At 50.0% G+C, this 26,038-nt stretch carries 24 protein-coding genes and 1 pseudogene; 2 read left to right on the plus strand and 23 right to left on the minus strand.

From position 1 onward, the window contains the following. Window positions 1–153 precede the first annotated feature (153 nt). The 10 genes and pseudogenes from SSCH_RS04710 to spoIIP all read right to left on the minus strand — a co-directional run bounded on the left by SSCH_RS04710 (window position 154) and on the right by spoIIP (window position 11,873). Window positions 154–360, minus strand: coding sequence for a hypothetical protein (locus tag SSCH_RS04710; RefSeq protein WP_198142174.1), 207 nt, complete (start codon window positions 358–360; stop codon window positions 154–156). 198 nt (window positions 361–558) lie between these two features. Continuing rightward, complete coding sequence (dnaJ, locus tag SSCH_RS04715) at window positions 559–1,692, minus strand: molecular chaperone DnaJ (RefSeq protein ID WP_232294222.1); 1,134 nt, start codon at window positions 1,690–1,692, stop codon at window positions 559–561. Between the two features lie 33 nt (window positions 1,693–1,725). Further along, a pseudogene (gene dnaK / locus SSCH_RS04720) lies at window positions 1,726–3,596 on the minus strand (molecular chaperone DnaK). After that, window positions 3,593–4,216: a nucleotide exchange factor GrpE gene (grpE, locus tag SSCH_RS04725; RefSeq protein ID WP_052835323.1), complete on the minus strand. Its 624-nt coding sequence runs from the start codon at window positions 4,214–4,216 to the stop codon at window positions 3,593–3,595. The pseudogene dnaK and the gene grpE overlap by 4 nt, the downstream one beginning before the upstream one ends. A gap of 248 nt (window positions 4,217–4,464) precedes the next feature. Then, window positions 4,465–5,499: a heat-inducible transcriptional repressor HrcA gene (gene hrcA, locus SSCH_RS04730; protein ID WP_044664469.1), complete on the minus strand. Its 1,035-nt coding sequence runs from the start codon at window positions 5,497–5,499 to the stop codon at window positions 4,465–4,467. Between the two features lie 105 nt (window positions 5,500–5,604). Then, a complete protein-coding gene (gene hemW / locus SSCH_RS04735; protein ID WP_044664470.1) occupies window positions 5,605–6,756 on the minus strand; it encodes a radical SAM family heme chaperone HemW in 1,152 nt (383 codons plus the stop codon). Beyond that, on the minus strand, window positions 6,753–8,555 hold the full coding sequence (gene lepA / locus SSCH_RS04740; RefSeq protein ID WP_044664471.1) for a translation elongation factor 4: 1,803 nt from the start codon (window positions 8,553–8,555) through the stop codon (window positions 6,753–6,755). Before lepA ends, hemW begins: the two co-directional genes overlap by 4 nt. Before the next feature lie 80 nt (window positions 8,556–8,635). Next, window positions 8,636–10,216, minus strand: coding sequence for a murein biosynthesis integral membrane protein MurJ (gene murJ, locus SSCH_RS04745; protein WP_044664472.1), 1,581 nt, complete (start codon window positions 10,214–10,216; stop codon window positions 8,636–8,638). Between the two features lie 345 nt (window positions 10,217–10,561). Then, window positions 10,562–10,852 carry a hypothetical protein gene (locus tag SSCH_RS04750; RefSeq protein WP_044664473.1) on the minus strand — a complete coding sequence of 97 codons (291 nt, stop codon included), beginning with the start codon at window positions 10,850–10,852 and terminating at the stop codon, window positions 10,562–10,564. 64 nt (window positions 10,853–10,916) lie between these two features. Continuing rightward, on the minus strand, window positions 10,917–11,873 hold the full coding sequence (gene spoIIP / locus SSCH_RS16260) for a stage II sporulation protein P (RefSeq protein WP_052835325.1): 957 nt from the start codon (window positions 11,871–11,873) through the stop codon (window positions 10,917–10,919). Between the two features lie 173 nt (window positions 11,874–12,046). Here spoIIP and rpsT point away from each other — a divergent pair, with 173 nt between their 5' ends. Continuing rightward, entirely contained in the window at window positions 12,047–12,322 is a 276-nt protein-coding gene (gene rpsT, locus SSCH_RS04760) for a 30S ribosomal protein S20 (RefSeq protein ID WP_044664474.1), read from the plus strand. 295 nt (window positions 12,323–12,617) lie between these two features. On the opposite strand, the gene holA is transcribed toward rpsT, so the two are convergent. Continuing rightward, a complete protein-coding gene (gene holA, locus SSCH_RS04765; protein ID WP_044664475.1) occupies window positions 12,618–13,586 on the minus strand; it encodes a DNA polymerase III subunit delta in 969 nt (322 codons plus the stop codon). A 116-nt stretch (window positions 13,587–13,702) separates the two neighbouring features. Beyond that, window positions 13,703–13,981: a hypothetical protein gene (locus tag SSCH_RS04770; RefSeq protein ID WP_044664476.1), complete on the minus strand. Its 279-nt coding sequence runs from the start codon at window positions 13,979–13,981 to the stop codon at window positions 13,703–13,705. A 68-nt stretch (window positions 13,982–14,049) separates the two neighbouring features. Here SSCH_RS04770 and SSCH_RS04775 point away from each other — a divergent pair, with 68 nt between their 5' ends. After that, window positions 14,050–15,249 (plus strand): 6-phosphofructokinase, encoded by a 1,200-nt coding sequence (locus SSCH_RS04775; protein ID WP_232294223.1) that lies wholly within the window; start codon window positions 14,050–14,052, stop codon window positions 15,247–15,249. On the opposite strand, the gene SSCH_RS04780 is transcribed toward SSCH_RS04775, so the two are convergent. From SSCH_RS04780 to SSCH_RS04825, 11 genes are all read right to left on the minus strand, one after another. Beyond that, window positions 15,246–17,846, minus strand: a complete 2,601-nt coding sequence (locus SSCH_RS04780) for a DNA internalization-related competence protein ComEC/Rec2 (protein WP_044664477.1) — start codon at window positions 17,844–17,846, stop codon at window positions 15,246–15,248. The genes SSCH_RS04775 and SSCH_RS04780 overlap by 4 nt on opposite strands. A 186-nt stretch (window positions 17,847–18,032) precedes the next feature. Beyond that, the gene (locus SSCH_RS04785) at window positions 18,033–18,968 is read right to left on the minus strand and encodes a S1C family serine protease (RefSeq protein WP_232294224.1); all 936 of its coding nucleotides are present in this window, start codon (window positions 18,966–18,968) and stop codon (window positions 18,033–18,035) included. Further along, complete coding sequence (locus tag SSCH_RS18135) at window positions 18,962–19,177, minus strand: hypothetical protein (RefSeq protein ID WP_156972102.1); 216 nt, start codon at window positions 19,175–19,177, stop codon at window positions 18,962–18,964. Before SSCH_RS18135 ends, SSCH_RS04785 begins: the two co-directional genes overlap by 7 nt. Before the next feature lie 36 nt (window positions 19,178–19,213). Next, the gene (locus SSCH_RS04790) at window positions 19,214–19,615 is read right to left on the minus strand and encodes a Sec-independent protein translocase subunit TatA/TatB (protein WP_044664478.1); all 402 of its coding nucleotides are present in this window, start codon (window positions 19,613–19,615) and stop codon (window positions 19,214–19,216) included. 277 nt (window positions 19,616–19,892) lie between these two features. Continuing rightward, window positions 19,893–20,246 carry a 4Fe-4S dicluster domain-containing protein gene (locus SSCH_RS04795; RefSeq protein ID WP_044664479.1) on the minus strand — a complete coding sequence of 118 codons (354 nt, stop codon included), beginning with the start codon at window positions 20,244–20,246 and terminating at the stop codon, window positions 19,893–19,895. Between the two features lie 28 nt (window positions 20,247–20,274). Beyond that, a complete protein-coding gene (locus SSCH_RS04800) occupies window positions 20,275–21,357 on the minus strand; it encodes a hydrogenase large subunit (RefSeq protein ID WP_044664480.1) in 1,083 nt (360 codons plus the stop codon). Continuing rightward, on the minus strand, window positions 21,358–21,735 hold the full coding sequence (locus SSCH_RS04805; protein WP_044664481.1) for an NADH-quinone oxidoreductase subunit C: 378 nt from the start codon (window positions 21,733–21,735) through the stop codon (window positions 21,358–21,360). Beyond that, window positions 21,732–22,169, minus strand: a complete 438-nt coding sequence (locus tag SSCH_RS04810; RefSeq protein WP_044664482.1) for an NADH-quinone oxidoreductase subunit B family protein — start codon at window positions 22,167–22,169, stop codon at window positions 21,732–21,734. Before SSCH_RS04810 ends, SSCH_RS04805 begins: the two co-directional genes overlap by 4 nt. After that, window positions 22,170–23,036 carry an NADH-quinone oxidoreductase subunit H gene (locus tag SSCH_RS04815; RefSeq protein ID WP_044664483.1) on the minus strand — a complete coding sequence of 289 codons (867 nt, stop codon included), beginning with the start codon at window positions 23,034–23,036 and terminating at the stop codon, window positions 22,170–22,172. Next, on the minus strand, window positions 23,033–25,018 hold the full coding sequence (locus SSCH_RS04820; RefSeq protein ID WP_044664484.1) for an NADH-quinone oxidoreductase subunit 5 family protein: 1,986 nt from the start codon (window positions 25,016–25,018) through the stop codon (window positions 23,033–23,035). Before SSCH_RS04820 ends, SSCH_RS04815 begins: the two co-directional genes overlap by 4 nt. 427 nt (window positions 25,019–25,445) lie before the next feature. Continuing rightward, window positions 25,446–26,036 (minus strand): ComEA family DNA-binding protein, encoded by a 591-nt coding sequence (locus SSCH_RS04825; protein WP_044664485.1) that lies wholly within the window; start codon window positions 26,034–26,036, stop codon window positions 25,446–25,448. Between the last annotated feature and the right edge of the window lie 2 nt (window positions 26,037–26,038).

The following is a 26,038-nucleotide window of genomic DNA, read 5'->3' on the forward strand; positions in this document are numbered from 1 at the left end:
TCAGTTTCGTTTTCCACTATTTATCTCTCCTCCGGTGAGTTAGTGTTCCCCTTCCAAGGGTAATGACTCCGCTACTGCCTTTCCTCTACAGGAGTTACCCTGCTTCATCGGTACTATGCAGTAATCCGACTCCCTGCGCGCCTTTTGGCTTCCTCACTTTGTATCGCTTGTCTGCCATACTCCCTCTTCGGAAGAGCCCGCAGGGTCTCCCAAGTTGCCGTGAACCAACTGTGTACAGCGTGCCAAGGTCTTTGACTCCGGGGAAGTTCCGGCCTGCTCGCCTCTATCGCCTGCCGAAATGTTGCCTTCTTCAGGACGGAATGAATCGGCCTTCCCATCTCGCACTATTTCGAAGCTCAATCCCTTCAACCTTGCGGCTTTCGGCCCGCTGTCTCGCCTGCCTACGCTTAAACATAGCTGTTACCAGCTATGCTCCAAGGCTGGCTACGGGTGGTTGGCTAAACCTTGCCCGGTGGGATTCCCACCCACTGAGTGTCACGACCTGGCTTGGTCGCTCCCGTCCCCAGTGCATCTGCTAACCACCAATAAAGGCATCTTTCACCTTTTCAAAAAAGCCTTGCGGGTTTGGTACTGGTCGATGCGCACAGTAGTGTCGAATTTATGCAACATCTCTTTTTGTTCCTCGGTCAGCTTAGTGGGGATCACTACCTTAATGCTGAGGATCTGGTCGCCTCTGCCGTACCCTTGCAGGTGGGGGATCCCCTTGCCTCGCAGATGGAACACCGCATTGGGCTGTGTCCCCTCGGGTATTCTGAATTTAGTGTTTCCATCCAGTGTGGGAATTTCAATCTCATCTCCCAGTGCTGCCTGCACAAAGGAGATGGGTACTTCCATCACCACATTATCCTTCTCCCGCTTAAACACTTTATGGGGGCGCACACGAATGCGTACAATCAGGTCACCCGGAGGGCCGCCCTGTGTCCCCAATTCCCCTTCCCCGGCCAGGCGCAGGGCGGAACCATTATCCACACCGGCCGGCACTTGTATATTGACCTTGCGCGGGCGGCGCACTTTTCCCTTACCGTGGCAGGTATTGCAGGGTTTTTCGATGGTTTTCCCTGTACCCTTGCAATTGTCACAGGTGGTTACTGTAGAAAACTGCCCAAAGGCAATCCTCTGGGTTACACGCACCTGTCCTGTCCCCCCGCATTTATAACAGGTAACCGGCTCAGTACCTGGAGCGGCACCGGATCCACCGCAGTCACCACAGTCCTCCCAGCGCTGAATAGTCACCTCTCGCTCCACCCCAAAGGCAGCCTCTTTAAAGGAGAGTTCTATATTCATCTGCAGGTCAGGGCCACGCCTTGGCCCCCCTCTCTGCCCACCGCCGAAGGGACTGCCAAACCCGCCCCCGCCTCCGAAAAAGACATCGAAGATATCTTCAAAGCCACCGAAATTGCCGAAGTCGTAACCCGCTCCACCTGGTCCGGCTCCGGCACCCATATCAAAAGCGGCATGGCCAAACTGGTCATAGCGGCCCCTCTTTTCCTGGTCACCCAGTACTTCATAGGCCTCATGGACCTCTTTGAACTTTTCGGCAGCTTCCTCCTGGTTATCCGGGTTCATGTCAGGGTGGTATTGGCGAGCCAGCTTCCGGTAAGCCTTTTTAATTTCCGTTTCGGAGGCATTCCGGTCCACCCCTAAAACCTCATAATAGTCCCTTTTATCCATCTTTCTCACCCTCCGGATTCGGTCCGGTTCATCTTATTTCTCTTCATCATCCACAACAGTGTAGTCAGCATCAACGGTCTTGCCATCACCGGGGTTTTCTGCACCGGCAGCTCCTGTGGCACCTCCGGTGGCACCAGCAGCACCTGGATCACCCGCTGCTCCCTGGCCTTCCGCCTGCTGGTATATCTTGGATGTGGTATCATAGATGACCTTGGTCAATTCCTCAGTCTTCCCTTTGACTTCTCTTCTAGATCCTTCCCTTCAAGAGCCTTCTTCAATTCATCTTTGGCCTTGTTGATTTTATCCTTGTCATCAGAACTGATCTTGTCACCCAGGTCACTGATTGTTTTTTCCGCCTGATACACCAGGCTGTCTGCTTTGTTGATTACTTCTGCTTCTTCACGCCGCTTTTTATCTTCCTCTGCAAACTGCTCTGCCTTTTTTACCATATCATCGATTTCCGTGTCATCCAGGTTTGTAGAAGCAGTGATAGTAATCTGCTGTTCCTTGCCGGTTCCCATATCTTTGGCTGAGACATGAACGATCCCGTTAACATCAATATCAAACTTGACCTCGATCTGGGGTACCCCACGGGGTGCCGGCGGAATTCCTACCAACTGGAAGCGGCCAAGTGTTTTATTGTCACCCGCCATTGCCCGCTCTCCCTGAAGAACATGAATATCCACACTGGTCTGGTTATCAGCAGCAGTTGTGAATATCTGGCTCTTGGATGTGGGAATCGTTGAGTTGCGCTCGATGATCTTCGTCATCACACTGCCCAGTGTCTCTATCCCTAAGGAAAGGGGTGTGACATCCAGCAGAACGATGTCTTTGACATCACCGGCCAACACACCGCCCTGAATGGCAGCTCCCATAGCCACAACCTCGTCGGGGTTGATGCCCTTGCTGGGCTCCTTACCCAGTACCCTCTTGATCATCTCCTGAACAAGAGGTACCCGGGTAGACCCACCCACCAACAGAACCTTATCGATCTCGTTGGGTTCCAGACCGGCGTCAGCCATAGCCTGCTTGATGGGGCCCACGGTCTTCTCCACCAGGTCTGAGGTCAACTCCTCAAACTTAGCCCTGGTCAGTGTCATCTCCAGGTGCTGCGGGCCAGCATCTGTTGCGGTAATAAAGGGCAAACTGATGGTTGTCTGGGGGATCCCGGAAAGCTCATGTTTGGCCTTCTCCGCAGCCTCCTTGAGGCGCTGCTCTGCCATCTTATCCTTTGAAAGGTCAACCCCGGTCTGCTTTTTAAACTCACTGACCATGTAATCGATAATCCGGTTGTCGAAGTCATCTCCACCCAAATAGTTATTGCCGCTGGTGGCCATAACCTCAACAACATCATCACCTAACTCCAAAATGGAAACATCAAAAGTGCCACCGCCCAGGTCATAGACAAGGATGGTGTGGTCCTGGTCTTTATCTAAACCATATGCCAGGGCTGCTGCAGTCGGTTCGTTGATAATCCTCTGCACATCTAGACCGGCAATGCGCCCCGCATCTTTGGTGGCCTGCCGCTGACTGTCGCTGAAGTAAGCGGGAACTGTGATTACAGCCTTGTCAACGGTTTCTCCCAAGTAAGCCTCTGCATCCGCTTTGAGCTTCTGGAGCAGCATAGCTGAAATTTCCTGCGGGGTATAGTTATGGCCATCAATATTAATTGTATGGTTGCTCCCCATCTCTCTTTTAATAGAGCGCACTGTGCGATCTGGATTTGTAACCGCCTGTCTCTTGGCCAACTCCCCTACCAACCGCTCCCCATCTTTGGTAAAAGCAACCACTGATGAAGTAATACGGGCACCTTCCGGTGTCGGTATAATCGTCGGCTGCCCACCCTCCATAATGGCTACACAAGAGTTCGTTGTTCCCAGGTCAATACCTATAACCTTACTCATCTACACATGCCCCCTTTTGGCAAGATTTTTTTTTGTGTTTTTATTTCCGTTTCCGGTTTTTTAGCTACGATAACTAAAGCGGGACGCAGTACCTTACCATGTAGGAGGTAGCCTTTCTGCACCTCCGCGGTCACAGTGCCTTCGGGATATTCTGTGGTTTCTATCCGCTCAAAGGCATCCTGGTAAACGGGGTCAAATGGTTTGCCCACAGATTCCACAGGCTCTACACCCTCCTGAGACAGCAAGTTATGCAGCTGCCTGTAGATCATCTCGATCCCTGTAATTATATTCTCCGGCAGCTCCTTTTTTGCAGCATCCAGGGCGCGTTCAAAATTATCGATAATTGGAATAATGTCCAGCAATAGACGCTCATTGGCGGTGCGCCGGATTTCCGCATTTTCCTGCCGTGTACGACGGCGATAGTTATCAAAATCGGCAGTCAGGCGCAGGAATCGCTGCTGTAAATTATTGAACTCCGCTTCAAGATCCGCCTTGGCGTCCTCAGCTTCCTCAATTACCTCAGTTTCCTCCTCAAGGGATCCTTCCGTCTCAGCTGTAACTTCTTCTCCGTTTTCAGGTGATACCCCCTGCTCCTGCAAGTCTTGATCACTGTTCAACAACTTATTCCCTCCTTGAAAGGTCACATCGAAAAGTCACATCATCCCTGATCTAAAAATAAAAATATCTATGCACAGGCAGTTGTATTCTGTCTTTCCACCCTGAAAATAGAAACCGGAAGCCGGAATCAAAGACCGGAAGTTGCGAGAAATCTCTTCCCTGCCGGTTCCACTATAACATTCGACTTCAGTCTGTTGTTATCATCGTCTGGGTTTTGCCATAAAGCGGCATGGCATTAAATAAGTCCAGATCAATAAAAAGTATCCTTGGACAGAACCTCTGACAGAATTTCAGTAATATACTCTACAACAGCAACTGCCCTGGCATAATCCATCCTCATGGGACCCATAAGCCCGATAGTCCCTACGGCATTTCCCCCAATACTGTAAACAGCACTGACCACACTATATCCCGCTGCTGGATCGTAATTGATTTCTCTGCCGATCCTGACTGTTACAACGTTGGGATCAGTTTTTTTAAGGATTGCGCGCAGGATTTCCTCCTCTTCGATGATGCTCATCAGATTGCGCACTTCTGCAATATCACTGTATTCAGGTTGTTTTATAATATTTTGAGCTCCGCCCAGGTAGACGGTTTCATCTGCATCTTCCTGCAGTACCGCTTCCACAATTTCCATGATCCTGTCGAGAACCCGCCGCTGTTTGATCAATTCATCATAAACATTATGTAAAATTGTACGGGAAATCTGCGGAAATGTCAGCCCCCGGAAGTACGTATTGAGAACATTTTCAATATGCGCCAGATCGGCGGTTGTCATACCTGAAGGCAGATCCACCATCTTGCTTTCCAGCCATCCCGTTTCTGTCACAATTACCACCAGAGCCTTCTGCGGTGTCAAGGGGATGGCTTTAATTTTCTTGAGAGCTGCATTTTCCAGTTGAGGCCCTGACAGCAATACCAGATAATCGGTTAACTGGGACACCGTTTTAATGGTACGCTGGATAATATTAGCCAAAGCCTTTGCTCTTTGAGCAAAAATAGCGCGGACAATCTTCTCCTCCCGTAGCGTCAGTTTACTCTTCTTCATCAACCTGTCTACATAGTAGCGGTAGCCAGGTTGGGATGGTATCCGTCCCGCGGAAGTATGTGGCTGTAGGATCAGTCCCAGTTCCTCTAAATCTGACATTTCATTCCGAATAGTTGCCGGACTGACGCCTAACCGGTATTTACGGGCAATACTGCGGGAGCTCACGGGTTCCGCTGTGACAATATGGCTTTCCACTATCGCTTCTAGAACCTGTTGTTTCCTAATATTTAAACCCACCGGCGTCACCACCCTTTAATAATTAGCACTCCTATCAACTGAGTGCTAAGTTCTAGCAATAACATACCACCATGCCGCCCTGATGTCAATAGCCCATACCAACCACTAAACAAAGTGGGATAAAACGTAGTTGGCCAACAGGCGGCCGCGGTCGGTCAGAAAGATGGCGTCCTTGCTGACACCCATCAACCCCTCACCGACCATAATGGATAACTGCTGCTTATAAAAATCTTCGAAGGGGTGGCCAAAGCGCTGCTCGAAATCTTTACGGTAAAGGCCTTTGCTGAGGCGAAGCCCCATGATAATGGTATCGATGAGCTCATCTCTCTGTAACTGATGCTCCTCAAAGACGCGGGGGAGTTCCCCCGACAACACCCTCTCCAGATACCGTTGAAGATCACTTTCATTGGCATAGCGCACTTTTTCAAAGTACCCCTGTGCCGCGGCACCAAGCCCTAAGTAGGGGGTGTTTTTCCAGTAGGTGATGTTGTGCCTGCACTCGCGGCCAGGCCTGGCATAGTTGGAGATCTCATAGCGCACATACCCGGCTGATGTCACCTGCTGCGCAGTTTCTTCCCACATGGCTATCTGCATCTCTTCACTGCAGGCCTCCAATTTTCCGCTCTTGATCTCTCTGGCAAGTGGAGTGCCCTCTTCCAGGGATAAGCCGTAGATGGAAAGGTGTTCCGGGGAAAGCATCAGTGCCTGCTCCAGGTTATGCCTCCAGGAGGCCAGGTTTTGGCCTGGCAGGGCGTAGATGAGATCAAGGTTGATGTTGTCAAACCCCGCAGCCCTTGCTGCCTCATAAGCTTCAACAATCTCCACAGCACTGTGCGTTCTCCCTAAGAGCTCCAGCTCACCTGGTTGAAACGACTGGGCACCCAGTGAAAGACGATTCACCCCGGCCCTCCGTAAATCTTGAAGTTTCTCCAGGGTTACCGTTCCCGGGTTGGCCTCCACTGTGACCTCCAGATCATCGGACAGGCAAAAACTGCTGCTGCATCGGGAAAGCACACCACAGAGAGACTTCGTAGGTATAACTGTGGGGGTTCCCCCGCCACAGTAGATCGATGATAATTCCAAATGATGATCTCTGGCAGCATACGCCGCATACAGAGAGATCTCCATCTCCAGTGCATCAATATAGCGTTCAGCCAATTTCCCCTGATCATTTTGAGGAAGAGGGAGTGAATGGAAGGAGCAGTAGCAGCACTTTTGCAGGCAAAAAGGGAAGTGCAGGTATAGGCCGATCTTCACTCCTTATCAACCTGGAGTACCGCCAGGAACGCCTCCTGAGGGATTTCCACACGTCCCACCTGTTTCATCCGGCGTTTCCCTTCTTTCTGTTTTTCCAAGAGCTTGCGCTTCCTGGTCACATCCCCACCATAGCACTTCTCCAGCACATTCTTGCGCAGGGCCTTAACGGTTTCCCTGGCAATCACCCTGGAGCCGATCGATGCCTGGATGGGAACATCAAACAGCTGCCTGGGGATCAGCCTTCTCAGCTTATCCACCAGAGAGCGCGCCCGCTGCTGTGCCTGCTCGCGGTGGACAATAATGGAGAGGGCATCCACCATTTCACCATGCACCATACAATCGAGCTTAACCAATTCTGCTGCGCGGTATCCGGAGAGTTCGTAATCAAAGGATGCAAAACCCCTTGTGCAGGACTTGAGAATATCAAAAAAGTCAAAGATAATCTCTGACAGCGGCAGTTGATAAGAGATCTGCACCCGCTGTGGGGAAAGGTAGCTCATATCCTGATACTCCCCTCTGCGGTCATGGAAAAGTTCCATCACAGCCCCCACATAATCCGCAGGTGTGATCACATTTGCCTGTACATATGGCTCCTCAACCACAGCTATTTCCCCTGTTTCAGGCCAGTTGGCCGGATTATCCACCGTAACTGTCTCTCCATTGTGGCCGGTCAGGCGATAAACCACGTTCGGGGCAGTTGTGACGAGCTCTAAACCATATTCCCGCTCCAGCCTTTCCTGAATAATCTCCATATGCAGTAAGCCCAGGAAACCACAGCGAAAACCAAAACCTAAAGCAGCTGATGTCTCCGGTTCGTACTGAAAGGAGGCGTCATTCAACCTCAGCTTCTCCAAGGCATCACGCAAATTTTCGAAATCATTGGCCTCCACCGGGTAAAGGCCGCAGAAGACAACAGGCAGCACCTTTCTGTATCCAGGGAGAGAACTTGATGCAGGTTTGTTCGCATCTGTAATCGTATCTCCCACCCTGGTATCGGCAACTTCCTTGATCCCTGCTGCCAGATAACCCACCTCACCAGGGCCGAGTTCATCAACCTGATGCATCGACGGGGAAAACACGCCTACCTCACTGACCTCGTAGGACTTGCCGGTAGCCATCATCATGATCTTCATCCCTGGCCGCACACAGCCGTGAAAAACCCTGATATAGGAGATAGCCCCCCGATAGGGGTCAAAATGAGAATCGAAGATCAATGCCTGCAGGGGTTTTTCCGCATCCCCTTGAGGAGAAGGCACCCGCCGGATCAGCGTTTCCAGGAGTTCCTTTACCCCCTCACCCTCCTTTGCGGAAACCAGCAGGATATCATCGGTATCCAGGCCAATCACATCCTCTATTTCCCTGGCAACCCGGTCGGGATCCGCCACAGAGAGGTCAATCTTATTGATCACAGGGATGATCTCCAGATTGGCATCCAGAGCCAGGTAGGTATTGGCGATGGTCTGGGCCTCTACACCCTGAGAGGCATCCACAATCAGCAGGGCTCCCTCACAGGCGTTCAGACTCCGGGAAACCTCATAGCTGAAGTCCACATGTCCCGGGGTATCGATTAGGTTTAAAATATACTCCTGCCCATCCGCGGCTTGATAATTCATCCTGGCCGGGGTCAGCTTAATGGTAATTCCCCTCTCCCGTTCCAGGTCCATCTGATCGAGTACCTGGTCCCTCATCTGCCTGGATTCCAGAGCACCTGTCAGCTCCAGAAAACGATCAGCCAGAGTGGACTTCCCATGGTCAATATGAGCTATTATACAAAAATTTCTGATCAGTTCTTGCTTCACTGTTAATCACCTTTCTTGCCAAATACACCAAAACCAAGGATCTCTTTCCCATCAATAAGAGGATCAAGAGATGGAGAATATCAATGAAGAGTACCGGCCTTTCTATTATGTCCGATCTTCTTCTTAACCAGATCCAGCACCAGTTGAAACTCCTCTAGCTTCAAGAAATAGGTCACCAGGAAATAAACCAAAATCCCTGCAGCCACCGCCCCACTTACAGCGATCAGCTGAGCGAACTTAGTGGCGATCCCCAACAGGCCCTGGAGCCAGGTGACAACCAGATAGGCCACACCCCCTGTAGCCAGGGAAGCAGCACCAGAGCCAAGTGCAGAGGAAATAATCCTGTGGCCGTCGATATTGCCGATCTTTGCCCTTAATAGAAACAGCAGCACCAGCATGTTGACGATCCCCACCAGTGAATAAGCCAGGGCTAGTCCACTGTGTCCCATAGGCTTAACCAACCAGATATTGAGGACAATATTCAGAAACACGGTGCCGATCCCCACCAGAACCGGGGTTTTAGTATCTTTCAGAGCATAAAAAACCCTGTTTAAAATCAGGGAGCCCGAGTAGCCGATAATCCCAAAAGAGTAATAGAAAAGCGCTACTGACGTAGCCACTGTGCTCTCCGGTGTGAATTTCCCCATCTGGAAGAAGAGCCTGATCGCTGGAAGCCCAATAGCGATCAACCCTGCCACGCAAGGGATAGTCAAAAAGTTGATCGCACGAAACCCCAGGGAAAAGGTGCGGCGAAACTGGCCCAACTCCTGGCGGGCTGACTGCTCGGTCAGAGTAGGAAAGATTGCCGTACCGATGGCAACTGCAAAGATTCCGATAGGGAGCTGCATGATCCTTTGTGCTGTCTTTAGAGCTGCCAGCTGCCCACTGGGAAGCCCGGAGGCCAGGTTCTGGCTGACAAAAAGATTAAACTGGGATACTGAAAGACCGATCAGAACCGGGAAAACCAAAGCCCCGATCTGCCTGATCCCCGGGTGACTCAGATCCAGCACCGGCTTATACCTGATACCCAACCGCAATAGAGGCGGCAGCTGAACAGCAAAGTTCAAAACCGCTCCCACTACAACCCCGATGGCAAAGGATACAATACCTATGCGCGGACCAAACAGCCCTCCTATAACCACAACAGAGAGATTATAGAGCACAGACCCCAACGCCGGTGTGCTGAAGTGCTTGTAAGCGTTCAGTATCCCTATAGTCACTCCGCTCAGACCCATAAAAAAGGTCTGGAAGAACATGATCCGTGTGAGGTAAACGGTCAAATCGATCTCCCCGGCTTTAAAACCCGGCACCAGCAGGTGCACCAACTGCGGGGTAAAGACTACTCCCAGGGTGATGGCAGCAACCATGAGGATGATCACCAGGTTGAGCATGATGCTCGCTACCTGCCACCCCTCATCCTCTTCCCCTTTAGCGAGATACCCGCCGAAAACAGGGATAAAGGCGGAACTGAGAGCCCCCCCGATCAAGATCATATAGATAAAATCAGGGATGGAGAAGGCCGCATTATAAGCATCTGTAATCCGGTTCTGCCCAAAGAGTGCATAGAGCAAAGCATCCCGCACATAACCAAGAATACGGGCCACAACCATTGCAATAGTAATGATCCCTACGGCCCGTGCAATTTTTTCACGTTCTGACATCTGTTCTCCTTCATATAAAAAAATAGAGCACTTAAAGTAGATATTATCACTTTGTGCTCCACAACGAAAGGGGTAGATTTCACAGGGATAGGTTCGGCAGCACAAAAGGCATACAGATGCCGGGCGAAAAGCAGTAAAATTATATTGCTGGCAGTGGTTCGTTTAACAAGCAACGGGGACAAATGCGGGACAGTCCCCGCTGCACGCGGCGTTCTGGTCCTTCCTGGGAATATGGCCTCACCGCGTCCTGACTGGGGCAGTCCGCTGCACGCGGCGTTCTGGGGACTCGTGCACCGGGGACACCAGAGGCAGTCCCCAGTGCACGCGCACTCGTTGCACAGCTGGCTACGGCTCAGCTGAAAACCGTTGATCCGTTGTTTCCTGGATACTCTTGATCAGATCAGCAGAAGTCTCCATGATCATATCACACCAGGTATCTAGGCCAGCCCTGACAGCCCTGGTGTAAACCTTTTTGTATGTCTTCTTGATGTATGAGGATAAAATCTTTCCATTAAAGGAAAGGTGGCTTTTCTCCATCCCCTGCAGCTCTCTCATATTGTTATCTGTAAGCAGGATTCCCCCAGCCATAATTGCAATAATGGTTATAACAACTAAAACGCGGCCGCATCGTCTCACCTTACCTGAAACCCCCTATTGTTTTACAGATAGTTTTCCACTGGAAGAGAGGCTGTATACCATTTTATGTCTCATTTTTCTCCTGGATTAGCTCAGCGAGAACTTCACCGAGGCAGTGTGCAGCGATAAGGCACTCATCGAGGGTATTTTTGTCGCTTCCCACTTCAATCAATACTGCCTTGGGGGAAAGGTTTTGGTTATAGCTTCCATCCTTCAAGCGCACAGCCTTGACAAGACCCGGGTACTTTTCATCCAGGCGGTTGGCAATCTGTCGGGCCAGGGCATAGTTTTCCCTCCAATGGGGGTTGGGAATACGCTGCCCATTCCCCATCACAAACAGCAGTTTCGCTGCTTGCTTACCATCTATAATAACTGTCTGTTTTTCTGCTATGCCCGCATCACGGTGCAGATCGATCAGAATTTTTAAATCAGGGTATTCCTCCAAGAGCCGCTTAGCAGTGACCTTGGATTTGATGTAAGAGGTAGGGTGGTCAGGATAATCGTGGATTGTCAGGTCCTGCACCGCCCGGACCCTATGCTGGGCCAGCGTTTTTACTATCTCTTCCCCTACCACGGTGATGCCCCCATTTTTTCCTTCATCTCTGCTCTTGCCATGTAAGGGGATATAGGTCTCTGCATTATGGGTGTGATAAATGGCCACTTCAATGGGTTTTTTAGCAAATTCCTCTTTTAGAAAGGACTCATCAATAAATAAGGTTTTTTCCACAGGCTGTTTTACTGCACTGCTTACCATTGCTGTCTTTCCTTTGGTCACACAATAGGGAAGCCCCTTTTTCAGTACACCGGGAAGGTCCTGGGGATCGATGCCAAACAAAAACTTGGCTGCCCCTCTGATAAAGGAACTTTCCTGGTTTTTTCTGACTCCTCCACCCAGCCCGCTTTCCAGCAATTTTGTATATGAAAAATCACCGATCCCCACACCCACCAAACAAACGAATGATAAGAGCAGGACTGAGATACGCTGCCCAAGCTGCGGTCTCTGCTTAAATTTGCGGTACATTGAGTTCCCCCCTTGACTGGCTGTCTGACAAATGATATTCCAACATGTGGCAAATTATCACTATTTAGTTAGGGAGAAATAAAAATAATGCCCAAAATCTAATGCTTGCAAACCGCATTTAATCGTGATAATATCGTATTTGGTTTTAGTTTACTGAACGAGGGGGTGAAAGTGTGGCAAACATCAAATCTGCAGAAAAGAGGGCCAGAATCGCCAAAACCCGGACACTGCGCAACACATCTCGCAAGTCTGCCATGAAAACCGCAGTCAAGAGATTCGAAGCATCACTGGCAGAGCAAGATAACGAGAAGATCGAGGCCAACTTCAAAAAGGCAATCCAGTTAATAGACAAAGCAGCAGTAAAAGGTATCATTCACCCCAATGCCAGAGATCGCAAAAAGGCGCAGTTAGCAAAAAAAACTGAATCAGGCCCAGGCATAAAGAGATGAAAACCCCTTTTTTATTATCTATACCTAATTGAATAAATGTTGCAAAATGGATGAAGGGACATATTATATACAATATGTCCCTCTTTTGGATTATCTATGGGTAACTTATTGATAAATTTTTGTAACTTTTGATACACATAATAAGAATGATATGCAACAAGCGGGCGACCTGTGGCCACCCAAATATTGATAATTTATATTGTAGTAGGGAACGACCCCTGTGCCGTTCCGTCATGTGTATCTTTATTGCATAATATTCAACTGATGTATTGTACAATAAATTCTGAGCCGACCCCTAAACCGTCCCCAGAAAAGATGTCATCAACAGCTCCGGAGAACCCTTTCCCTTTTTCAGCGAAAGATCAAGTTCCAGCAGTCCATCAAGTATTTTTTCGATTTCAGAGAGATGATAGGAGCGAATCTGCTTCATCAGCTTTTTCGCTACGAAAGGATGGACTCCCATTACACCAGAAAGCTCGCCAGGAGATACACCTTCTTCAAGCAGCCAATATGCCTCCAGCATCTGGAGATAATGACGGGAAAGCATAGAGACCAGCAGCACCGGGGGTTTGCCCTGGGCCAAAAGTTCCTGCAAAACCTCAACAGTAGCACTCCCCTTGCGCTCAGCCACAGCATCCACCAGTTCGAAGAGCGTCCGTCCCGCTGTCCTGCTGCCCACACTCTGAAAGACATCAACAGTAATTCTTCGCTGCTTTTTACCCAGGTAGAGAGAAGCCTTTTCTATTTCCTGGCTGAGAAGGGCGGGATTCTCCCCACAGGAAAACCGCAGGTACTCTGCTGCAGCAGTCGGTAGTTCATTGCCCCTGGATATGGCCTCTTCCTGCAGCCATCTGACAAGCTCCCTCCCCTTGAGAGGTATACACTCTACCACCCAACCATTTTCGATATCTTTTAGATCTTTTTTCTTGAGTTTTTTTTCCATAAGCAGTACGGCCACCAGGCGCGGGTTGTTCACCTTTAAATAAGATTTCACTGCTGAAACATCCGGATTGTTGATCACCGCCATGCGTTCTGCTGTACCAAGAGGCAGTGTTACCAGAGATTTATAGATATCTGCTTCCACTGCTTCCTCATCCCACTCCAGGTAATCGATCCCGCTGCTATTCCGTGCTTCCAGGCGGCTTCTCAAGTACCTGATCATCTCCCGGGCCTGGTATCTATCCTCACCGTGCAGCACCAGGAACGCCGGAATCTCTCCCATGGCAAGGGCCTGTTTTGCCTGATTGTAAGTTATTACAGCCATTTTAAGCCCACCTCTCTAGACTATTTTTATTCTCGCCCGGGGATATAATCCCTGCACTGTTTCCCGATCAGTTTTCCGATCAATTCTTATTACATTGAAAATAACATAGAAAGTTGTTACGTGCGATCCAGGAAAAGAGCCAGCATTTTTAGAAGATCACCTGCAAGCTGTTCACCATCCAACTGCTGTGCAGCCTCCGCTATGAACTCCTTAAGCTGGCAGCGCTTCTCTTCACTCAGATCAGCGGTTAGATCCTGTATCATCTTCAATATTTCTCCCTGGTCCGGCAGATCACCGCCTGATGTGACATTGTCCAGCAGTTCCTGGGCTTGCTGCGACTTATCCGCGTCTCCTTCAAGCTTCTCTAATAATTTGAAAAAATCCTGTTCACTCAATCCCCTATCCCCCCTCAATTATTAACACACCCTTTAACATACCCTCCGGCTTTCACCTGTACTAAAATATGCGTCTTGCCCTAAGAACTTGCCAGAATAAGCAGGATTATTATCTCCTGAGTGAAATAGTAAGAGTAAAGATAGATTTTCTTTTTTATAGGGGCTCATTTTTAGAAGGGAGGAAAAAACATGCGTGTGGGAATTTTAACCGGCGGCGGCGACTGCCCGGGCTTGAATGCTGTGATCAGGCTGCAGCCAAAACCCTGTTCAGCGGCGGTGTTGAAGTCCTGGGGTTCCGCGACGGTTATCGGGGGATTATCGAGAAAGACTGGATGCCCATCGACAAGAGAGCGATCTCCGGGCTTTTGCATCGCGGGGGAACAATTCTGGGAACGAACAACCGCGACAACCCATTTAACTTTCCGGTAGTAACAGCTGAAGGAAAAACAGAATACTGTGATGTCTCAGATCAGTTACTTCAAAATATGCAGGAACTAAAACTGGATAACCTGATCTCCATCGGAGGAGACGGCACCCTATCAATTGCCAGAGAACTGGTTGACAAGGGCGCTCATATTGTTGGGGTTCCCAAAACCATCGATAATGACCTGGCTGCCACTGACCAGACATTCGGCTTTGATACAGCGGTGGCTACTGCAACCGGTGCCCTGGACAAGCTTCACACCACAGCTGAGTCACACCACCGGGTGATGGTTCTTGAAGTGATGGGGCGCTATGCCGGGTGGATTGCCCTCTGGTCCGGGGTCGCCGGTGGTGCTGATGTAATCTTGATCCCGGAAATACCCTGGTCACTGGAAAGCATCACTGAAAAGCTTGAGGAGAGGCAAAAAGAGGGCAAGCCCTTCAGCATCATCGTTGTAGCAGAGGGAACCCCAGCCCCGGATGGACAGCAAGTGGTCAGAGAAAGAATCGAGGGGAGCGGTGATCCCCTGCGCCTGGGGGGGATCGGACAGGTGGTAGGCGCTCTCGTGGAACAGGCTACAGGTGTGGAAACAAGAGTGACCGTTCTGGGACACATTCAAAGGGGTGGTTCTCCTTCTCCCCTGGACAGAATACTGTCCACCCGTTTTGGAGTAGCTGCAGCGGAGCTGGCTATGTCCGGCCGCAGCGGCTTAATGGTTGCCCTCAAAGGGAATAAGATCGTTCCTGTTCCCCTGGAGGATGCGACGAAGAAACCGTCCTTAGTTCAATCGGATAATGAGGTGGTACAAGCCGCTCGCTCCACCGGGATCTGCTTCGGAGACTAGGTGCCTGGCATTATGAGGTTGGCGCCATCTGTAAGAATGGTGATATGTCCGTCTTCATCTGTACGCAAGACCCTTGCACCCTGCTCCTGCCAGAAACGAATCGTCTGAGCATCCGGATGGCCGAAAGAATTGCGTCCAACACTGATCACAACAAGTTGTGGTTTTATAGCCGCAGCAAACTCCGGACAAATGCTGTATGAGCTGCCGTGATGGGGACACTTGAGGAGATCAGCCTGGATTCCATTGCTGCCTTGAAAACGACTAACCAGATCTAGCATACCTTCCTGCTCTAAGTCCCCGGTCAGCAAAATAGAAACTTTACCATATGTTATATGCAGCACAAGGGAGTTGTTATTGGCATCACTGCGTGTCCCTGAAAATAGTGTCTGGGGAGGCCCTAGAACAGATATTTTTACATTGGAATCAAGGTTAATTTCTGCCCCTGTTTTAACATATGAAACAGGGATCTTTTTTTCCTCCAGCAGCTCCTGCACTTTAAGCACCAGGGGTGTGGTGTGTTCCTGGGGAGGGGCTATATACCTGCCCACCTGTATATTATCTAAGACAGCCGGGACACCCCCCAGGTGGTCCTCATGAGGGTGCGAATTGACCACCAGATCCAGCTTCCTGATACCCGCCCGTGCCAGAGCCGGAACCACTATCTGTCTGCCGGGGTCAAAGGAACTGCCGGCATATACAGGACTTCCCCCGGCATCCACCAGCATAGTGCGCCCTGAAGGTGTCTTGACTAAGATGGCATCCCCCTGCCCAACATTGAGAAAGGTTATTTCCAGTTTTCCTGAGTTCCCTGCCCAGATACCTGTACAGAGCAAAAATAACAAACAGACAAAGACGATAAAGGAGGGCATAACCCAGTAGGATGCCCGAGACCGGTAGCGGAAGTGGGGAAAAGAAACCGCAAACCCCTCACGCAGCGCCCAGCCCAGCACAACCAGCAGAGCAAACCAGAGCAGGCACAGCCACAGTGGTGGTGGAGGAACAAGAAAAGAGGCACCCAGGACACCGGCCAGCAAACGAAGCAGCCCTTTGATGGGAAGGGAGAGCGCTCCGGCAGCCAGAAAAAAAGGATTGAATATGCCAGGTGCTGCTATAGCAAGCAGCATTCCCGCCAGACCCAAATATACAACCAGCCCAGCCAGGGGTATCACCAGGACATTGGCCAGAATGCCCAGCACTGCAACCCTTTGAAAGTATATAGCTGTCAGCGGGAGAATAGCCAGTTGGGCAGCAGCCGGTACAGTTAATGCTTCTCGCCATCCTTCACGCAGTGGCAGGTGCCTGTTCAAGGGAACCGCCAGATAGATGATCCCCCAGGTTGCAACAAAGGAGAGCTGGAAACCAGGATCAAAGAGCACCGCCGGATTAAGCAGAAGGAGAACAAGGGCAGCAAGGGCAAGTGAATTGATGGCATTCCGCCGCTCTTGCCAGAGGTAGGCCGCTAATCCCACTGTAGCCATCACCGCAGCCCTGGTAACCGGGGATGTAAAATCGATCAGAGCGGCATATCCCCACAGCCCAGCGGTTACCAGGATAAAGGTGGGGAGACGCTTGAGGCCAAGAGAGCCGGCCGCTGCCATTAACGCTATAAAAACAAAGCCCAGGTGCAGGCCGGAAACAGCGAAGAGGTGCATCACCCCTGTCTTCTGGTAGAGATCACGGTCATCCGGGGTCATCCCTTCTTTTGACCCAAGCAAAAGCCCCTGAAGAAAGAGGGACTCCTCCTCTGGCAGGGAGGAGTTGATGCCGTCTACAATTCGCAGGCGCAGGGCAGCCCAAAAGCTGCTGAGGCCCTGACCCTGTGCTTTGATCTCAGGATACCCTTCAGCCTTAACCTGTGCTATAATGCCGCGTCTCTCCAGATAATGGCGGTAATCAAACTCCCCTGGTGATAAAGGAGCAGGAACAAGATCCAAAAACCCCTCTACCCTGACAACAGCGCCGGGCATCAAGGCTGTTGCCTGCGCACCTTTACTGCCGGTACCGGCCTTTGCGGTAGATGCCAATGCCGCCCTGGCGGCACCATTAGAAAACAAGTACACTGGTGACGGTTCCTGCTGCATCCTTCCGAACTCCGACTTCCGGCTTCCGACATCTATTTTCACGGTAGGTGACAGGCCGCTGCCCAGGGACTTTCCGGCAAGTTCTTGTGGCACAGTATCCTCATCAGCACTGCCCTCAGGGATATAATAGACAACCTGAATTTTCCCGCTTCCCTGCCACTTTTCCTTGCCCAGGCATACAGCGGAATTATCCAGCACAACGACAAACCTGTTGGGGTAAACAGAAGGAAGCCTCTCCACAACCCCTTCTATCTGTACATAGTGCCCCAGGAAGGGGTTCAACTGCTGTGGAAATGAAACCCGGTCGATCTCCATCCAGGCATACCCCAGACACAAAAAACACAAAGGCAGCCAGAGGAAAGAATACCTCTTCCCCTGCACATATGCCCAAATACCCCCGACCAACAAAAATACAGCAGTTGCAATAACTGCCCATACCCAACTGCTGCTTTTACAAAGCTCAGACAACCCGATCCCCAGAGCAAAGGCACCTGTAATTAACACAAAAGGAGGCATCCCACGCCCTCCCGCCATTATTTAACATACATGTTCTACCATGTTCTACCTTCACTCCAAAGTTCCTTCTATAAATCAAAAATAGACATCCTATTTCCAACCACTAGCCACCGACTACGGGCTTACCCCTTGCACGTGCATCCCCGGCGAGACGCGAGAGCGAGACGCGAGAACCGTCCCCGCGTCTCACTCCGGGCGTTCTGTCAGGGTTACTGTAAACTTTTCAGCCTTTTTATTGCGCCAGACTGTTACCTGCACCTTTTTTCCGGGACCCGCTTCCCTGACTATATCCAGCAGGTCACCTGTAGTTGCAACCTTTTTCCCGTTTATGGCTGTGATAATATCGCCTTGTTGAAGACCTGCTTTTTCAGCAGGCCCTCCCGACAATACATTTCTCAAAACTACCCCTTCTGGCTCGGACAAGCCAGAGGTTTCAGCAATGGTTGGTGTTACATCTTGTATCTCTACACCTAGCCAGCCCCTCTTTACCTTACCCTGTTTAATCAGGTCATCGAGCACACTCTCTACGGTATCGCTGGGGATAGCAAAGCCAATCCCTTGTGCCTGGGCAACTGCGGTGTTAATACCGATTACTTCCCCTTTGAGATTTAGCAAGGGGCCGCCACTGTTGCCCGGGTTAATTGATGCATCTGTCTGCAAAAGATTCCTAAAGCTCCGGTCCTGAATGGTGACCGGACGCCCTTTGGCACTGATCACACCGACAGTCACTGTATGGTCTAATCCATAGGGGTTGCCGATAGCAACAACCCAGTTGCCTACAGCAACAGCACTGGAACTGCCCAATTTCAGTACAGGAAGATCCTTACCGGCATCAATTTTCAATACAGCCAGGTCAAGCTCATGATCAGAACCGACAATCTTAGCCGGTACCGAACTCTTTCTCCCTGCTATATTCACCTGAATTTCCTGCACTCCCTGCACCACGTGCTCATTTGTCAAAATATATCCATCAGGTGAAATAATAAAACCTGATCCCATCCCCTTCTGTACCTTTTGTTTCGGTGTATAATCGAACTGCCCGAAAAACTCCCGGAAAAAGGGATCATCAAAGAAAGGATCAGAACGCTTATTTGTGGTCACAAATGTCTCTATCTTTACCACCGCAGGCCCTGCTTTTTCAACGATACCTGCGATAGTGCCTGGTTCAACACCCGGAGGCTGCTGCCATCAGGGGCGGGTTCAGAATTTTGACTTCCAATTACCTTATCAAGCCAGTAATTGCCCGATGCAAACAAAACACCCCCGGTAAAGACTATACCAGCCAGGAAAGCTGCCAGTACAACCGCAATAAATGCTTTTTTTGACCTCAAAATTCCTCCCTCCTTACAGTTATAGATACACATCTCTTATTCTTGATCAGCACCGGTATCATCCTCCGGTATTTCACCATCTACCACCTGCTCTTTATCTTGTGCCTCTTCAACTGCCAACTGCTGGCCTTCATCCGGGGTTTCTTCACCCACCTCATGCCCTTCAGATTGATCTCCCGAACTGTTCTCCTCTTCACCGGCTTTATCGGTTGAGGCATCAACACCGGTTTGGCTGCTTTTCGCAGCTTTAATCGGCTCTTCCTCTTTAATCACTTCATCCCAGACACGCTGTACATTTGACGAAGCTTTACGAAATTCCCGCACTGCTTTTCCTAAGGATTGGGCCACTTCAGGTAGTTTTCCCGGACCAAACACAATAAGCATAACTACCAGGATCAGAATTAATTCCCAGGGCCCTATATTCAGTATTCCAAACATTATTCTCACCCCGGCTTTATTATAGCTTTAATTGAAAGGCTGGACAAGAAACAAATTTTGAGGGAAGGGGAGAGATCCCCTCTCCCACTCTGTGTGATTTTGGATCAAAAGAACCGCAGAGATCAGAAAAACACCCATCCCTGCCCCATATTCTGGATAAAAAGAGATCAGAAGAACCGTCTCCCTGATCCACTGATCCACTCTGAGCCAAAATAAAAGTCCCCACCGTTACGATGGGGACCATATTTATCAGGTATTACTACCTAGTTTATTCTTTCTATTTCTCTTTATCTTTTTTTCCCTTGGCAATGTGCACTTCTACAGGCTTAGTGTAATAGGGTGTCCGCCACTTGTCAACTGCAATGACGGCATCCTTATTACAGGCTTCGGCACAAACAAAACAGATAATGCAGCGGGCCGGATAGAAAACCAGCTCATTTTTATCTTTATTGATCTCTATAGCTGCGGCCGGGCAACGCCTGGCACAGTTGCCACACAAAATACATTTATCATCATCAAACTCTATATGCCCACGCGCCCCTGCAAAGGGTTCCCTCACCTTGACGGGATACATCCGGGTTGCTGGCCCCCCAAACAGGTTACGGAGGACAGTTGGCAGCATAACTGGCATTGTGCTCCACCTCCTTTATATTCCAGGGCTACCTTTCAGTACAACTGATGCAGGGGTCGATTGACAGAACAATAACCGGTACATCAGCAAGTTCACTTCCTGGCAGCATCACAAGCAGAGACGGAATGTTGGAAAAGGTCGGTGTCCGCACGCGGAAACGCTCCAGGTTTTGGGTGCCATTGCCCTTAGCGTAGTAGAAGCACTCGCCTCGGCACTGCTCACTCCTATAGCTTACTTCATTGGCCGGTGGACGCCCCTTGGGACGCTCGAAGATTTCCCCCTTGGGCATCTTGCTGAAGGCTTCCAACTGCAGGTCGATCGCCTGTAGGGTCTCTCGAGCCCTAACCAGTGCCCTGGCGAAACTATCGCCGCCTGTTTCCACAATAGGCTCAAACCCGAGCTCATCATATACCTGCATCCCCAACATCCTGCAGTCCTCTTTAACTCCTGAGGCTCTCAGGTGAGGGCCATTGGTGCCAAGGAGAATTGCCTGTTCTTTGGTCAAGACGCCTTTTCCAACTGTACGCGCCTTGACGGTTGGGTCGCTTGCCAGAACATTGATTAAGGCTTCTGCTTCTTGTCGTACTTCCCGCAGAGTTCTAATAATTATCTTTTCTTGTTCATCATCAATATCACGGCGCACACCACCGACAACGGAAACCGAATGTGTAACCCGGGTGCCTGATGTCATCTCCAGCAGATCTAAAACTTTTTCGCGAATCCGCCAGAACTGCATGAACATACTCTCGAAGCCGAGCGCGTCACACAGCAGCCCAAGCCAGAGAAGATGGCTGTGGGTCCTACTCATCTCTGAATAGATGACACGCAAGTACTTGGCACGCGGTGGAACTTCCATGGGCCAGAGTCTTTCTACTGTTTCACAGTAACTGATCCCATGTATGCAGCTGCAGATACCACAAATCCGCTCGATCAAGTGTATATTTTTCGGGTACTCATTTAATTCACAGGCCTTTTCAATACCACGGTGACCGTAACCGAGTGCCGGTACAACATCTACCACTTTTTCATTTTCATAAGTGATTTTCAACTGAATCGGTTCCGGAAGTACCGGGTGCTGTGGTCCAAATGGTGCAACTGTACGCGGTGCCATTTACTCGCCCCCCTTCCCGCCAGCGGCCTTGTCTTTTAACATGGGAGTCACAGGACTGCCGTTGCCTAGCAGCATCAAGCCACCAAAATCAATGGCTATATCCTTTACCTTGAGGCCATACTGTTCGAACATTTCATTTTCAGCGAGTACAGCGCAAAGATAGATCCCGCTGATACTGGGAACCTCTTCATCCTTGCCGACAACCATACGCAGAGCAACCATTTCCACACCAGGGCTGTAGTTGAAGTAATATGTAGCCTCCAGCTTATCACCCAGGTCATTGCAGACAGTTACAACAAACCGTGCCTTGGCATCGGCAAACTTCTGTACCTCTGATAACAGTGTATCTTTGGTGATCTCTTTCAGATTCTCTATCATTTCGCCACCCCCACAGCTTTGGACAGTTTTTGCAGGGCCAGCACTACACCATCAATGATCGCCTCCGGGCGCGCCGCACAACCAGGAACATAAACATCCACCGGCAGCACCTTATCGACACCGCCCAGAATGTTGTAGCAGTTATGGAATACGCCTCCTGTGGCTGCACAGGCACCAACAGCGATCACCATTTTCGGATCAGCCATCTGATCATACAGATTCTTCAACACCCTCGCTGTCCGGTAATTGACAGGACCGGTAACTACCATCACATCAGCATGTTTCGGGTTACCCATATTAACGATCCCGAAACGCTCAACATCGTAGAGGGGTGTTAAGGAAGCCAGTACTTCGATGTCGCAACCGTTACAGGAACTGTTGCAAAAGTGCAAGATCCAAGGAGACTTAATTTGTGAAGTTTGTATGATTCCCATCTACAACACCCCCTTATTAATAATCCACCAATAAGCTATGTTCAAGACACAGAATACCAGGGCAATAACCCAGGAGAACTTGACCATCCAACCGCCTGTCATACGGGCATTGATATTGTCGATGAACAGCTCCAATATGAAGGCCGCTAAAGCGATCAGGATCCCTATCCAGAGCGGGTTCGCCCAGAACAGAGCTATAAGCCCCAGCAGCAGTACCAATTCGTACCACTCGGTCAAGAGAACCATGGCATAATAAGGACCCGAGATCTCGGTCATGATACCCTTAACCAGTTCCTGGTGTCCATGATGTGATGTTGCAATATCAAAAGGCGACTTCCGCATCTTGATGGTCAACACCACCAGCAGAGCTATAAAGATCGGCCAGAGTGATGCCAAAAGCGGTGTCTGACTTGCCATGATATCGCTGATCATAAAGCTCTCAATCTGTGTGTAAACTCCCAATGCGAACAAAAGGAGAATCGGCTCATAGGACAGAATCTGCAGCAGTTCACGGTTCGCTCCAAAGTGGCTATAGGGAGACTTGGTGCTGAACCCAGCCAGCACAAAGCTGATTCCCGCAAAGCCTAGCAGGAACACCAGAAGCAGGAGATCCTGTTGTAGCACCAGGAAGAGCAAACACGCAATCATGAAGACCAGGTAACTGATGATCCACACGAACTGTGTCTTGCTGGTAGCTATCCTGGATTTACCAAGCAGCTTAAAGAAATCATAGAACGGCTGCAAGATCGGGGGACCATAGCGTCCCTGCAGCCTGGCGGTAACCCGCCGGTCTATACCGGCCAGGAACCCACCAATGAGTGGCGCTGCAATAACCGCGATAATCGCTATCCACACCTGGTTGCTCATATGCTCACCCCCACCACTCCAAACATGATGACGAGCAGGGCGATGGCAATAACGTATACCCAGGGATTGATTGCCTCTTCACCAATCGCATCCTTGTAGTAATAACCGCCCAGCTGCAGTTTTGTCTTGACATCAGCGGCACAATACCACTCGTCAGTATCCACATCCCCTGCCTGCTCACCGCACATATAAACAGGACGAAGTTCCTGCGGTTTCAGTGAAATAAAGAGCAGCGGCAGAACAATGGCTACTGCAAAAACAATAAACAGAGGCCATACCGGATAGGAACCGATAACTTCCGTTGCTGCGGCCGCCTTCGGCAACACAAGATTCCAACCCTTTACCATTCCGTCTAATGCAACGACACTGGTAACATTGCCCGTAGCAACACAGCTCACTGCACTTTGGACGAAATTCTTAAATACCGGTGCCACACCGATACCAAAGGCAAAGATGCCGGCAACCAGTGACCATAATGGTACTGAATAGCTGAGTGACAGGCTTTCGATCTTCCTGCCCAGTCTCGGTGTAACCTGTAAGAGACGGCCGAGCCATTTTGCCCAGAAGACCATGGTTACAGCACTGGCCAGGACAAAGAGTACTGCCGCCAGCGGAACAGCATAAGAAGCTTCCAGTGCCACCCACTTACCGAGGAGCATACCGAAGGGCGGCAGGAACATGGAAAGCATACCGATAATGGTAATAAATGTGGTAAGCGGTGCTTTCTCTGCCAGACCTTCCATATCCTCGATCTCGCGGCTCCAGATTTGGTGCTCGATGGTACCGGCACACATAAAGAGGAGACCCTTGGAGATGGCGTGGAAGATGATCAAGAGAATCGCTGCTGCCATGGCAAGATCCGTTCCGATGCCGGCACATGCAACGATCAGACCAAGGTTAGCGATGGTGGAGTAAGCCAGCACCCGCTTTCCTGTGGTTTGGGCTATAGCCAGCACAGAGGCAGCAAAGAAGGTAAATGCTCCACAGATAGCTACCGTCACACCTAATACCGGGTTAAACGCCGGGGCCAGTCTGAGTACAAGATAGACCCCTGCCTTGACCATGGTACTGGAGTGAAGCAATGCGGAAACCGGTGTCGGTGCAACCATTGCTCCCAGGAGCCAGTTCTGGAAGGGCATTTGAGCCGCCTTGATCATGCCTGTGAAACACATCAATGCTACAGGCAGCAAGAGAAAGGCTACAGTGCCACCAGATTCAACAATGGACTGAAGTGTAAGGTATTCAACAGTTTGACCGCTGTTGAAGTAAATGTAAATCATTGCCGCTATCATTGCGGTACCGCCTATTGAGTTCATCCACAATGCACGGGCACCGTTGTTGATGGCTTCCTTTGTCAGGTCATGAGCAATCAACTGGAAGCAGCAAAGTGTGGTGACTTCCCAGAAGAAGTAGAGCCACAACAGGTTGTTGGCCAATACAAGGCCGTTCATTGCCCCGAGGAACATCACTAACCAGAATAGGAAACGGGACTGCCGTGACCGTGCCAATTCTTTGTGGTCCTCGTGGTCCTTCATATAACGAATGGCGTAGATACAGATTAGCGAACCAATTATCGATATTATCAAAACCATTACCACAGAAAGCTGGTCGATCATAAAAGCAGGTGTAATTGTCTCCAGTGCCTTGCTTGCACCGGCACTAAATTCCCACCATGCCAGCGGAATAATCTGGGTCAATGCGAAAATAAGAACAAGCCAATTCTTAAGAGATAAACCAGCATAGATGTAGAATAGCAGTATCGCATAGTCAAGAACAGTAATAATTGTACCCCACACTTCGTTCGTCGGTGTGAACTCAGTGGGCAAACCCAGCTTCAAGAAGTAAATGGAGTTGACAATTAAGGCCACTGCAGTCAGGATTACGATGAGTCCGCGCGTCTGATAATGGCGGATCAGAAAGACAAGAATCCCGGCTATCAGTGGAAGCAGTATTGCTACCGCCAACATCCACTGGATGTCCATATATTTTCCCCCCTTAAAACATTAAACTACTTGGCAGTCACCTCTAATAAAATAATACTAACCCCCTAAATCACCTCCCAGAAAAACGCGTAGCCGACAGCTAGACAGCTGCCAACCGATAGCCCCCTTTTTAACCCCCCCCCCTTTTTTCAATATTATTACGCTCTCAATAGAAAGCGCTTTCTCCCCCCGTTGTAAAACAAAAATATTCTTTCATTAAATTCATATTCTTGATTAATGGCAAAATTCCTGCCTGTCCCTAAAATAATTTCGGAATGGCATTAGAGGTTTCTGGAACAAGCATGCCCAAATTTCATCCTCAGTCGGAGTTCAGCCTGCATCTCTACTTAAAATAGCTGTTCGGATACCGGAGGTCTGAATTTTAAACTCAGGTGACATAGGAGCTGAAATGGCTCCTGAGCTGGAGTCATATGGTGATCAGATCCTTGAGCTGTTCATAGCGGCGAGAGCCAATCCCTGACACCTTCTGAAGGTCGGCAACAGATCGAAACTGCCCGTGAGTTGTCCGGTAATCAATGATGCGCTGGGCTAAGACAGGACCGATCCCCGGCAGGGTATCCAGTTCCGCGGCAGAGGCTGTATTGATATTGATCTTTCCTCCGCTTTCAACAGCAGAAGCCGTTGACTCCACACCGCTTCCATCTGAAGAGGTTTGCACCTCACCCTCCCTGGGCACATATATCTTTTCTCCGTCTACAACCCTGCGAGCGAGATTGAGATGGTTCAAATCAGCCTCCGGCAATGGATCCGCTCTGCTGACAGCATCTTCTACCCGAGCGCCCTGGCCCAGCTGATAAACTCCCGGCTTGTTCACCGCCCCGGCAACATGTACACCCAGTGTCTCCATCTCCCTTGCTTCCTCAACCTGCTCAGTAACAGTTACCTCTGATTCAGGGCCAGGGGCTCGGAAAAGGGCATACTTATAGCCGCCGGCAAACAGCAGGGCAGCGGCAATAATGATCAGAAATACCTGTGCTTTCCTGTCCATCTCCCACATAA

This window comes from Syntrophaceticus schinkii (assembly GCF_000946815.1).
Taxonomy (GTDB): domain Bacteria; phylum Bacillota; class DSM-12270; order Thermacetogeniales; family Thermacetogeniaceae; genus Syntrophaceticus; species Syntrophaceticus schinkii.